Source organism: Pseudomonas sp. (assembly GCF_050739655.1).
Classification (GTDB): Bacteria; Pseudomonadota; Gammaproteobacteria; order Pseudomonadales; family Pseudomonadaceae; genus Aquipseudomonas.
In genome coordinates, this window is record NZ_JBOIBY010000115.1 from 1 (window position 1) to 12,100 (window position 12,100).

Here is a 12,100-nt window from a genome sequence, read left to right on the forward strand (position 1 = left end):
GACCTACCGTAATCGCGAGCAGGCTCGCTCCCACATTGTATTTGTGCGGGTTAGAAGAGCTTCAGTGGCTCTTCATTGAGCGCCGCCAATTGTTCACGCAACGCCAGCACCTGATCCCCCCAATACCGTTCCGTACCGAACCACGGAAAGCTGCGCGGGAAGGCCGGGTCGTCCCAGCGGCGGGCGAGCCAGGCGCTGTAGTGCATCAGGCGCAGCGCGCGCAGGGGCTCGATCAATGCCAGTTCCCTGGGATCGAAGTCGTGAAACTCGTTGTAGCCGTCCATCAGTTCCGACAGTTGGCCCAGGCATTCCTGACGATCACCGGCGAGCATCATCCAGATGTCCTGAACAGCCGGGCCCATGCGGCAGTCGTCGAGATCGACGATGTGGAACATCTCGTCGCGGCACATCATGTTGCCGGGGTGGCAATCGCCGTGCATGCGGATGTTCTGATGGGGCGTGTTGCTGTAGGCATCTTCCACGCGCTTGAGCAGATCCCGGGCCACTGACTCGTAGGCCGGCAGCAGGCTTTTGGGAATGAAATTGCCTTCGAGCAAGGTAGTCAGCGAGTCATGACCAAAGTTCTTCACACCGAGCGCTTCACGATGGTCGAACGGCTTGATTGAACCGACTGCGTGCGCCCGACCGAGCAGTTGACCCAGGCGATACAGCTGATCGAGATTGCCCGGCTCTGGAGCACGTCCGCCACGGCGGGGAAACAGGGTGAAACGGAAACCGTTGTGCTCGTGCAGGGATTCACCGTTGTGGATCAACGGCGCGACGACCGGCACGTCGCAGTCGGCAAGCTCGAACGTGAATTGGTGCTCTTCCAGAATCGCTTCGTTGGTCCAGCGCTGCGGGCGATAGAACTTGGCGATCAGCGGTTCGGCGTCTTCGATACCGACTTGATAGACACGGTTTTCGTAGCTGTTGAGCGCCAGGATGCGCGCGTCGCTGAGAAAGCCGATGCTTTCGACGGCATCGAGCACGAGGTCTGGGGTGAGCGTATCAAACGGGTGGGCCATGCTGACTCCTGCGCGCAGCAGGCTGCTGCGTCCGGCCAGGCATGGTAGCGCAGACGGCGTGGCTTGAGGTGAGTGTTGTCCTGGCCGACGTCATCGCCGGCAAGCCAGCTGCTACAGGGCTCGTGGTGATCCTGTGGGAGCGGGCTTGCTCCGGGCGGCGTTCCGACGAATGCGTACGGTCAGGCGCCATCGATGTCGACTGACACTCCCTCTTCGCGGGCAAGCCCGCTCCCACAGTGGGCCGGTGTGAACGCAACAATTGTGAACAACCGAGAACCCTGTGGGAGCGGGCTTGCCCGCGATGAGGCCGGATCAGGCGCCGACGATCCCGCCATCCTCACGGGTAATGACAATCACCGAAGACCGCGGCTTGCCGTTGGGCAAATGCTCGGGGAAGGTCGAGCCGCCGTTTTCGCCAGGATGCTGGATCCCGACGAACAAGGTTTTCTGATCGGGCGAGAAGCTGATGCCTGTCACCTCGCAACCAATGGGTCCGACCATGAATCGGCGGATTTCTCCGGTTACCGGGTCGGCGCAGAGCATCTGGTTATTGCCCATGCCGGCGAAATCACCAGCGTTGCTCATGTCGCCATCAGTCTGAATCCACAGTCGACCGGCATCGTCGAACGCCAGGCCATCGGGGCTGTTGAACATGTTCTGCGGGGTGATGTTCGACGAGCCACCCTTCGGCGTGCCGGCATGCACATCCGGGTTGCCCGCGACTACGAACAGGTCCCAGGCAAAAGTGTGGGAACCGTGATCATCGCGGTCGGTGCGCCAGCGCAGGATCTGCCCGTAGACGTTCTTCTCCCGAGGATTCGGCCCACCCACCGGCTGCCCTTCTTCGCCACGCTTGGCGTTGTTGGTCAGGGTGCAGTAGACCTGGCCGTCCTTGGGACTGACCACGATCCATTCCGGGCGATCCATGCGCGTGGCCTTGACCACGCTGGCGGCCAGGCGTGCGTGAATCAGTACCTCGGCCTGATCGGCAAACCCGCTGCTGGCGTCGATGCCGTTTTTGCCGTGGGTCAGTTCGACCCATTCACCCTGGCCCTTTGGGTGATCGGTATTGCCGTCGCCCGCGTCGAAGCGCGCCACGTACAGGGTGCCGTGGTCCAGCAGGTCGCGGTTGGCCTTGGGGTTCTGGTGGTTGATCTTGTCGCGACTGACGAATTTGTAGATGAATTCGCCACGCTCATCGTCGCCCATGTACACCACGGCATGGCCGTCGCGGGTTTCGGCCAGGGCGGCATTTTCATGCTTGAAGCGACCCAGCGCGGTGCGCTTGACCGGGGTCGATTGCGGATCGAACGGATCGATCTCCACCACCCAGCCGTGGCGATTAAATTCGTTGGGGTTCTTGGCCAGATCGAAGCGCGCATCGTGCGGGTGCCAGTTGATCTCTTTGCTGGTCGCCACGGCGCCGTAGCGTTTCTGTGCGGCGTCGAACTTCTGTTCTGCATTGCTGCTGCCGAAACAGTCGGTGAAGTTTTCTTCGCAGGTCAGGTAAGTGCCCCACGGCGTCTTGCCATTGGCGCAATTCTGGAAGGTGCCCAGCACTTTTTTGCCCTGTGGATCGGCGCTGGTTTTCAACAGCTCGTGACCGGCGGCCGGGCCGCTGAAGGCGATCGGCGAGTTGCCGTGGATGCGTCGGTTGTAGCGCGAGTCCTGGACGAACTGCCAGTGGCCGTCTTTGCGCTGGACTTCGAGCACCGTCACGCCTTCGGCGGCCAAGGCCTTGCGTACTTCTTCGGCCGATTGCGGCATGCCGCCGTGAGGGTAGAGGTAGCGGTAGTTGGTGTATTCGTTGTTGATCGCCATCAGTGCGCGGTTTTTATCACCGGGGAAAGCGAACAGGCTCATGCCGTCGTTGTGGTCGCCGAACTGCACTTCCTGATGTTCGGCGCTGCCATTGCCGCTCGGATCGAAGGCCGGGCCATTCTTGTGCAAGGGCTGGCCCCAACTGATCAGCACCGACGATTTGTAGCCGGGCGGCAGGCTGATGCTGTCGGTGGTGGCAGCGGGAATGCTGGGGAAACCCAGCAATGTGCTGGTGCCGGCGTTTACACTGGCGGCCATCACGCTGCGGCTCAACAGATTGCCGCCCAGAAACATCGCGGCCCCGCACAGTGCGCCGGCGCTGATGAAACCACGGCGGCTGAGGCCGACCATTTGTTCGAGGTCGGTGGATTGGTTGTCTTCTAATAGGCTCACATCAGGCTCCCTGCGATTTTTGCAGTCACCTTAACGATGGGTGATGAAGGATTTGTTGCAGCGTCCTTACAGTGGTGTGCCGAGCAGAACGTTGGTGGGCGAGAACTGTGCGCGCACCGGTTTGCCAACGGTCAGCGTGCGGGCTTGCAGGTGATGGGGCTCGGCCAGTGCACAGAGTGTCTGGCCGCTGGGCAGGCTGATGCGCACTTCGCTTGGGCCATCCTCGGCCTCGAGAATGTCTTCGATGATGCCGTTCAGAAAGTTGTATCCGGATGTTGTGTTGTCTTCCGCACCCAGCACCTCAAGCCAGCCCGCCTTGATCAATGCCACGACGTCGGTGCCGATTTGCAGTTCCAGTCGCTCGGTGCTGTCGTGGGTGATTTGCGCGTTCACGATCAGGTCTTCGGCCATTTCCAGGCGAACAATATCGTTGCGTCCCTGCGACTCGATCGCCACGACTTTGCCGTGCAGCTGATTGCGGGCGCTGGTGCGCAACATCAAGCGACCGAGCAGATCCAGATCGCTGGCCTCTTCAGCGGCTTCCAGCACCTGAGCCTGCAACGCCTGCAGCTTTTGATAGAGGCGCAATACCCGCTCGCCCTCGCTGGACAGCTTCGCGCCACCACCGCCCTTGCCGCCGACAACGCGCTCCACCAGCGGTTTCTGCGCGAGGTTGTTCAGCTCATCGATGGCATCCCACGCCGCTTTGTAACTCAAGCCTGCGCTCTTCGCGGCGCGGGTGATCGAGCCCTGTTCGGCGATGTGCTGCAGCAGGGCAATGCGTTGCGGGCGGCGGACAATGTGCTGGGACAACAGGGTGGGCAGGGACATGGCGGCAGGCTTTGGTTGAGACGATAGTGGGGACGTTGGCGGCTGATGGCGTAGGAGTCAAGCTGTGCCCCCACACTCACTGTGGGAGCGAGCCTGCTCGCGATGGCGGGGTGTCAGTCAACATCCTTATTGAATGTGATGACCTCATCGCGAGCAGGCTCGCTCCCACAGGGTTTTATGTTTTCAGGTCAATTTCCGTCACCTGGTTTGGGTGTACGGGCGAGGCAATAGACATCGACCCGTGCCGCGCCTGCGTCCATCAGCAGGCGAGCCAATGCCTGGGCGGTGGCGCCCGTGGTCAGCACATCGTCGACCAAGGCCAGGTGACGGCCTTTGATCGAAGCATCAGGTGCGAGGGCGAAGGCGTTGCGCAGGTTCTTTTTACGCGCCTGGGCATTGAGGTCCTGTTGCGCATCGGTGTCATGAGTCCTCGATACCAGCCGTTCGTCGCAAGGAATGTCGAGGCTTGCGCTGAGCCAGCGCGCCAGCATCGCGGCCTGATTGAACCCCCGTTGGCGCAGCCGTCGGGTCGCCAGCGGTACTGGAACCAGCAAGGCCGGTCGCGGCAGATCCTCTTCGTAGCGATGGTGCAGCGCCTGGGCGAGAAGCTCGGCGAGCAGGTGGCCAAACGGCCACTTCGCGTTGTGTTTGAAGCGAGTAATCAGGCTGTCGATCGGAAAGCTGTAAGTCCAGGGAGTGATGACCTGTTCGAAGGCCGGCGGCTGCTTCAAACATTGACCACACGTCAGGCCTGCTGCGGGGAGTGGAAGGGCGCAGGTCTGGCAATGATCGCCGAGCCACGGCAAATCGGTTTCGCAAGGCATGCACAGGGGCGTGGCGCCATCGGCCGCTTCATCGCAGAGCAAACAGTGTTGTTTGTTTTTTAACCAGATGTAAACCGGTCCATCGTATCGCGGTTGACAGCGCATCTCTCTTCCTTAAATATGCCGAAACACTGTGAAGCGACTGTGGGCATTCCATTACCCAGCCGCGTGCCAAGCATAAAACAAAGGAAACGCCCATGAGCGCCAGCACCACTGCAACCCTGCGTCATGACTGGTCTTTGGCCGAAGTCAAAGCTCTCTTCGTTCAGCCATTCAATGACCTGCTGTTCCAGGCGCAGACGGTGCACCGCGCGCATTTCGACGCCAACCGCGTCCAGGTGTCGACCCTGCTGTCGATCAAAACCGGCGCCTGCCCGGAAGATTGCAAATATTGTCCGCAGTCCGGTCACTACAACACCGGCCTGGAAAAAGAAAAGCTGATGGAAGTGCAGAAGGTCCTCGAAGAGGCCGCTCGTGCCAAGGCCATCGGTTCGACCCGTTTCTGCATGGGCGCGGCATGGAAACATCCGTCGGCCAAAGACATGCCTTATGTACTGAAGATGGTCGAAGGCGTGAAAGCGCTGGGCCTGGAAACCTGCATGACCCTCGGTCGCCTGGATCAGGACCAGACCGAAGCGCTGGCCAAGGCCGGCCTCGACTACTACAACCACAACCTCGATACGTCGCCGGAGTTCTACGGCAGCATCATCACCACCCGTACCTACAGCGAGCGCCTGCAAACCCTGGCCTACGTGCGTGACTCGGGGATGAAGATCTGCTCCGGCGGTATCCTCGGCATGGGCGAGTCCCTCGACGACCGCGCCAACCTGCTGATCCAGTTGGCCAACCTGCCGGAGCATCCGGAGTCGGTGCCGATCAACATGCTGGTGAAGGTCGCTGGCACGCCACTGGAAAATGCCGAAGACGTCGATCCGTTCGATTTCATTCGTATGCTCGCCGTTGCTCGCATCCTGATGCCGCAATCCCACGTGCGCCTGTCCGCCGGCCGCGAAGCCATGAACGAACAGATGCAAGCCCTGGCGTTCTTCGCTGGCGCCAACTCGATTTTCTACGGCGAGAAACTGCTGACCACCGCCAACCCGCAGGCCGACAAGGACATGCAACTGTTCTCGCGTCTGGGTATCCAGCCGGAAGCCCGGGAAGAGCATGCCGATGAAGTGCATCAGGCCGCCATTGAGCAGGCGTTGGTGGAGCAGAAGAGCAGCGAGCAGTTTTATAACGCTGCAGTCTGAAACATGCATGCATTCCCCTGACGGAATGCAAAACCCTGTGGGAGCGGGCTTGCCCGCGATGACGTCGTCACATTCAACATAAATGTCGACTGTTAAATCGCTATCGCGGGCAAGCCCGCTCCCACAGGGTCTGTGTCTACATCGATTCATGTGATCTGACTGTCCGAGGCCTGCATGTCTTTCGATCTCGCCGCACGCCTGTCTGCCCGTCGTGCCGAAAACCTCTATCGCCAACGCCCGCTGCTCGAAAGCCCCCAAGGCCCGCAAGTGGTGGTCGATGGTCAGCCGTTGCTGGCGTTCTGTAATAACGACTACCTGGGCCTGGCCAATCACCCGCAAGTGATCGAAGCCTGGCGTGCCGGCGCTTCGAAGTGGGGCGTGGGTGGTGGGGCTTCGCATTTGGTCATCGGCCATGCCGGCCCGCATCACGCTTTGGAAGAAGCCCTGGCCGATCTGACTGGTCGTCCACGTGCCTTACTGTTTACCACCGGCTACATGGCCAACCTCGGCGCGGTGACCGCGTTGGTCGGGCAGGGCGATACCGTGCTCGAAGACCGACTCAACCATGCGTCGCTGCTCGATGCGGGACTGTTGTCCGGCGCGCGGTTCAATCGCTATCTGCATAACGATGCTGCGAGCCTGGCCAAGCGTCTGGAAAAAGCCACCGGCAATACACTGGTGGTCACCGACGGCGTGTTCAGCATGGACGGTGACATCGCCGATCTGCCCGCGCTGGCCCGGGCAGCCAAGGCTAAGGGTGCGTGGCTGATGGTCGATGACGCCCATGGTTTTGGTCCCTTGGGTGCCAACGGGGGCGGTGTCGTCGAGCACTTCGGTTTGAGTCAGGAAGAGGTGCCGGTACTGGTCGGTACTTTGGGCAAGGCATTCGGTACGGCGGGTGCTTTTGTCGCCGGCAGTGAAGAGTTGATCGAAACCCTGATCCAGTTCGCCCGCCCGTACATCTACACCACTAGTCAGCCACCGGCCTTGGCTTGCGCCACGCTGAAAAGCCTGGAGCTGCTGCGCAGCGAGCACTGGCGCCGGGAGCATTTGCAGACGTTGATCCGCCAGTTCCGCCAAGGCGCCGAACAGATTGGCCTGGAGCTGATGGACAGCTTCACCCCGATCCAGCCGATCATGATCGGCGACGCCGGTCGCGCGGTTCGGTTGTCGCAGATGTTGCGTGAGCGCGGCCTGATGGTGACCGCGATCCGTCCGCCAACCGTGCCCGCCGGCAGCGCCCGTCTGCGTGTGACCCTGAGCGCCGCCCACAGCGAGGCGCAGGTCCAGCTATTGTTAGAAGGATTGGCCGATTGTTTTCAACAACTGGGACCGGAAACAAGCCATGCGTGATCGACTGATTCTGCTGCCCGGCTGGGGGCTCGGAATTTCCCCGCTGGAGCCACTGGCGGCGGCCTTGCAAGGCCTGGACGAACACCTGCGGGTGGAAATCGAGCCTTTGCCGGAGCTGGCGTCGAGCGATCCTGAAGAGTGGCTTGATGAACTTGATTCGACCATCCCGCAGGATGCATGGCTGGGCGGCTGGTCCCTGGGCGGCATGCTTGCCACGCAATTGGCGGCCCGTCGTGGCGATCGTTGCTGCGGCTTGCTGACCCTGGCGAGCAATGCGTCTTTCGTCAGCCATGAACAGTGGCCGAGTGCGATGCCCGGCGAAACCTTCGATGCGTTTCTGGCCGGCTGCGCGGCCGACCCGCGTACGACCTTGAAACGCTTTTCGCTACTGTGCGCACAAGGCGCCGAAGACCCGCGCGGGTTATCGCGGTTGATGCTCGGCGGTGCGCCCAACTGTCCGAACGCGGTCTTGATGAGCGGGCTTGAAGTGCTTGCGCAGCTGGATAGCCGACAAGCCTTGCAGGCCTTTCGCGGCCCTCAGTTACATCTTTTCGCCGGCCTTGATGGTCTGGTGCCCGCCGAAGCAGCCGGCGACCTGCTGTCGCTGCTGCCGGATGTAGAAGTCGGCCTGATTGAACAGGCCAGCCACGCGTTCCTGCTGGAAGACCCCCACGGTGTGGCGGGGGCGATCCACGCTTTCTTGCATGAGTCCGGCGATGACTGATTTATCCCTTCCCAACCTGCCAGGCGGTTTGCCCGACAAACGCCAGGTAGCAGCCTCCTTCTCCCGCGCAGCGCAGAGCTACGACAGCGTCGCCGAGTTGCAGCGAGATGTCGGCAGCCAATTGCTGAGTCGCCTGCCCGCTGATTTCGTACCAGGACGCTGGCTCGACTTGGGCTGCGGCACCGGGCATTTCAGTCGTGCGCTGGCTGAGCGGTTCCCCGAGGGGCAAGGGCTGGCGCTGGACATCGCCGAAGGCATGCTCAATCACGCCCGACCATCGGGCGGCGCTACCCATTTCATCGCGGGCGATGCCGAGCGTTTACCATTGCGCGATTCGACCTGTGACCTGGTCTTTTCCAGCCTCGCTGTGCAGTGGTGCGCCGACTTTGGTTCGGTACTCAGCGAAGCCTGGCGCGTGCTCAAGCCAGGTGGTGTTTTTGCATTTGCCAGTCTGTGCGTTGGCACGTTGTACGAGCTGCGCGACAGCTGGCGTCAGGTGGATGGCATGGTGCACGTCAATCGCTTTCGCGAGTTTGCCGTTTACCAACAACTGTGTGCGGCCAGCGGCTTGCAGGTGCTCAAACTGGAAACCCGTCCTCACGTGTTGCATTACCCGGACGTACGCAACCTGACCCATGAACTCAAGGCCCTGGGTGCGCATAATCTCAATCCCGGTCGGCCGGGTGGATTGACCGGGCGGGCGCGGATTCTGGGTTTGATCGAGGCTTATGAGCAGTTTCGTCAGCCCCAGGGCCTGCCGGCGACTTACCAAGTGGTGTACGCGGTTTTGGAGAAACCCCTATGAGCGCAGCCTATTTCGTCACGGGCACCGATACCGATGTCGGCAAAACCACCATAGCCGCCGGATTGCTGCATGCCGCGCGATCGGCAGGCCTGAGCACGGCAGCGGGTAAACCCGTCGCCTCGGGTTGTGACGTGACGCCCAAGGGCTTACGCAACGCCGATGCCCTGGCGCTGTTGGCGGAATGTTCGTTGCCATTGACTTACCCACAGGTCAATCCGGTGGCACTGGAGCCGGCGATTGCGCCGCACCTGGCCGCGCGGGAGGCTGGCATCGCGCTGACCGTGCAATCGCTGGTCACGCCGATGCAGCAGATTCTGGATCTGCAGGCCGATTTCACCTTGATTGAAGGCGCCGGTGGCTGGCGCGTGCCGTTGGCCGATCAGGACAATCTTTCAGACCTGGCAATCGCGCTGGATCTGCCGGTGATTCTGGTGGTTGGTGTGCGGTTGGGCTGCATCAGTCATGCATTGCTGACGGCTGAGGCGATTGCCCGGGATGGTTTGCAGCTGGCGGGTTGGGTGGCCAACATCATCGATCCGAAGACTTCGCGCCTGGAAGAAAACCTCGCCACCCTGGCTGAACGCCTCCCGGCGCCGTGCCTGGGGCGGGTACCAAAGCTCAAGCAGGTCACGGCCGAAGCGGTGGCGGAGCATCTTCAACTGGACCTTCTGGACTAGCGTTTGCCTATGACAAGGCACTGTGCCATTAGTGTTTTTGTCGGGCGTTTTACGGGAAGGTCTGCTTCAATGAGCGCTGGTTATCCTTTGCAAGGACGAGTTCTCCCATGGAAATCTCAGGAAGCACCGCTTTTTATGCCGGTCTGAGCACCATTCAGACAGGGCAGAACCGTGTCGATCAAGCCGCTGGCCAGATCGCCAACAACACCATCGAACGTTCGGTTACCAGCCAGTCCACCGAGGTTCAGGCCGATCGCCTGCGTTCGGTCGATCGCAGCCAGCAATCGGACGTGACCAGCAACATAGTGGATATGGCCCAAGGCAAATTTCAGGTGGAACTGGGGGCCAAGGTCGCCAAGGCTTCCGATGAACTGCTCGGTACGCTGATCGATACCTTTGCCTGATCCTCACTGAACCCGCATCACTGACGCCGCGAAACTTCGCGGCGTTTTTCATCGTAAGTCCTTATTTGCAAACTATTCTTTTCCTAATGGCGTGTTGCTTGAGCAACGACGTTGCGTCGCCGTGCGCTCTGTATGGCAAGCACGCGATGACAAGCGGCCAAAGATCGACGCTTGACAAGATTTGGTCGTAAACGTATGTTTCAAACAACTGTTTGACCGTCATAACAATCTAACACGGTCGCTCATTCCCGGTTACATCAGCAGAGGTTTATCGCTATGCCTGACTACAAGGCCCCCTTGCGTGATATTCGCTTCGTACGTGACGAACTGCTCGGCTACGAGGCGCATTATCAGAGCCTTCCGGCTTGCGCGGACGCAACTCCAGACATGGTTGACGCCATTCTCGAAGAGGGCGCCAAGTTTTGTGAGCAGGTGCTGGCTCCGCTGAACCGCGTGGGTGACCTTGAAGGTTGCACCTGGAGCGAGTCCGGCGTTAAGACTCCGACTGGTTTCAAAGAAGCCTACAAACAATTCGTTGAAGGCGGCTGGCCAAGCCTGGCGCACGACGTGGAGCACGGCGGCCAAGGCCTGCCAGAATCCCTGGGTCTGGCCATCAGCGAAATGGTTGGCGAGTCCAACTGGTCGTGGGGCATGTACCCTGGCTTGTCGCACGGTGCGATGAACACCATCTCCGAGCACGGCACCCCTGAGCAGCAAGAGGCTTACCTGACCAAGCTGGTTTCCGGTGAGTGGACCGGCACCATGTGCCTGACCGAACCGCACTGTGGCACCGACCTGGGCATGCTGCGCACCAAGGCCGAGCCTCAGGCCGACGGTTCCTACAAGGTTTCCGGCACCAAGATCTTCATCTCGGCCGGTGAACACGACATGGCCGACAACATCGTCCACATCGTGCTGGCCCGCCTGCCGGACGCACCGGCTGGCACCAAAGGCATCTCCCTGTTCATCGTGCCGAAGTTCCTGCCGAACGCCGATGGTTCGGTTGGCGCGCGTAACGCCGTGTCCTGTGGTTCCCTGGAACACAAGATGGGCATCCACGGCAACGCCACTTGCGTGATGAACTTCGACGCGGCCACCGGTTACCTGATCGGCCCGGCGAACAAAGGCCTGAACTGCATGTTCACCTTCATGAACACCGCACGTCTGGGTACTGCGCTGCAAGGCCTGGCCCACGCTGAAGTCGGTTTCCAGGGCGGCCTGAAATACGCTCGCGATCGCCTGCAAATGCGCTCGCTGACTGGCCCGAAAGCACCGGACAAAGCCGCTGACCCGATCATCGTGCACCCGGATGTACGTCGCATGCTGTTGACCATGAAGGCGTTCGCCGAAGGCAACCGTGCAATGGTTTACTTCACCGCCAAGCAGGTCGACATCGTCAAGTACGGCGTGGACGAAGAAGAGAAGAAGAAAGCCGACGCACTGCTGGCTTTCATGACCCCAATCGCCAAGGCCTTCATGACCGAAGTTGGTTTCGAGTCGGCTAACCACGGCGTTCAGATCTACGGCGGCCACGGCTTCATCGCCGAGTGGGGCATGGAGCAGAACGTTCGCGACAGCCGCATTTCGATGCTGTACGAAGGCACCACCGGTATCCAGGCACTCGACCTGCTGGGCCGTAAAGTGCTGATGACTCAAGGCGAAGCCCTCAAGGGTTTCACCAAGATCGTCCACAAGTTCTGCCAGACCAACGAAGGCAACGAAGCGGTTCAAGAGTTCGTCGCTCCGCTGGCTGCACTGAACAAGGAATGGGGCGAGCTGACCATGAAGGTCGGTATGGCTGCCATGAAAGACCGCGAAGAAGTCGGCGCGGCCTCGGTGGACTACCTGATGTACTCGGGTTACGCCTGCCTGGCCTACTTCTGGGCTGACATGGCGCGCCTGGCTGCCGAGAAACTGGCTGCCGGTACCACCGAAGAGGCGTTCTACACCGCCAAGCTGCAGACTGCGCGTTTCTACTTCCAGCGCATCC

Annotated in this window: 11 protein-coding genes; 7 read left to right on the top strand and 4 right to left on the bottom strand. The window is 60.8% G+C overall.

Going from position 1 to position 12,100, the window contains the following annotated elements; genetic code table 11:
• Positions 1-50: 50 nt before the first annotated feature.
• The 4 genes from ACRESJ_RS06210 to ACRESJ_RS06225 all read right to left on the bottom strand — a co-directional run bounded on the left by ACRESJ_RS06210 (position 51) and on the right by ACRESJ_RS06225 (position 4,999).
• The gene (locus ACRESJ_RS06210) at positions 51-1,025 is read right to left on the bottom strand and encodes a serine/threonine protein kinase (protein WP_431757125.1); all 975 of its coding nucleotides are present in this window, start codon (positions 1,023-1,025) and stop codon (positions 51-53) included.
• A gap of 312 nt (positions 1,026-1,337) precedes the next feature.
• Positions 1,338-3,239 (bottom strand): PhoX family protein, encoded by a 1,902-nt coding sequence (locus ACRESJ_RS06215; RefSeq protein WP_431757126.1) that lies wholly within the window; start codon positions 3,237-3,239, stop codon positions 1,338-1,340.
• Between the two features lie 66 nt (positions 3,240-3,305).
• A complete protein-coding gene (locus tag ACRESJ_RS06220; RefSeq protein ID WP_431757127.1) occupies positions 3,306-4,070 on the bottom strand; it encodes a TOBE domain-containing protein in 765 nt (254 codons plus the stop codon).
• Between the two features lie 188 nt (positions 4,071-4,258).
• Entirely contained in the window at positions 4,259-4,999 is a 741-nt protein-coding gene (locus ACRESJ_RS06225) for a ComF family protein (protein ID WP_431757128.1), read from the bottom strand.
• A 92-nt stretch (positions 5,000-5,091) separates the two neighbouring features.
• Here ACRESJ_RS06225 and bioB point away from each other — a divergent pair, with 92 nt between their 5' ends.
• The 7 genes from bioB to ACRESJ_RS06260 form a co-directional block, all read left to right on the top strand.
• Positions 5,092-6,147 carry a biotin synthase BioB gene (bioB, locus tag ACRESJ_RS06230; RefSeq protein WP_431757129.1) on the top strand — a complete coding sequence of 352 codons (1,056 nt, stop codon included), beginning with the start codon at positions 5,092-5,094 and terminating at the stop codon, positions 6,145-6,147.
• 174 nt (positions 6,148-6,321) lie between these two features.
• On the top strand, positions 6,322-7,500 hold the full coding sequence (gene bioF, locus ACRESJ_RS06235; protein ID WP_431757130.1) for an 8-amino-7-oxononanoate synthase: 1,179 nt from the start codon (positions 6,322-6,324) through the stop codon (positions 7,498-7,500).
• Positions 7,493-8,224: an alpha/beta fold hydrolase gene (locus tag ACRESJ_RS06240; protein WP_431757131.1), complete on the top strand. Its 732-nt coding sequence runs from the start codon at positions 7,493-7,495 to the stop codon at positions 8,222-8,224. The genes bioF and ACRESJ_RS06240 overlap by 8 nt, the downstream gene beginning before the upstream one ends.
• Positions 8,217-9,029 (top strand): malonyl-ACP O-methyltransferase BioC, encoded by an 813-nt coding sequence (gene bioC, locus ACRESJ_RS06245; RefSeq protein ID WP_431757132.1) that lies wholly within the window; start codon positions 8,217-8,219, stop codon positions 9,027-9,029. Before ACRESJ_RS06240 ends, bioC begins: the two co-directional genes overlap by 8 nt.
• On the top strand, positions 9,026-9,706 hold the full coding sequence (bioD, locus tag ACRESJ_RS06250) for a dethiobiotin synthase (RefSeq protein WP_431757133.1): 681 nt from the start codon (positions 9,026-9,028) through the stop codon (positions 9,704-9,706). Before bioC ends, bioD begins: the two co-directional genes overlap by 4 nt.
• A gap of 107 nt (positions 9,707-9,813) precedes the next feature.
• Complete coding sequence (locus tag ACRESJ_RS06255; RefSeq protein ID WP_431757134.1) at positions 9,814-10,110, top strand: pyrroloquinoline quinone biosynthesis protein PqqE; 297 nt, start codon at positions 9,814-9,816, stop codon at positions 10,108-10,110.
• 276 nt (positions 10,111-10,386) lie between these two features.
• Positions 10,387-12,100: phenylacyl-CoA dehydrogenase (locus tag ACRESJ_RS06260; protein WP_431757135.1), on the top strand; the 1,714-nt coding region annotated here is incomplete at its 3' end.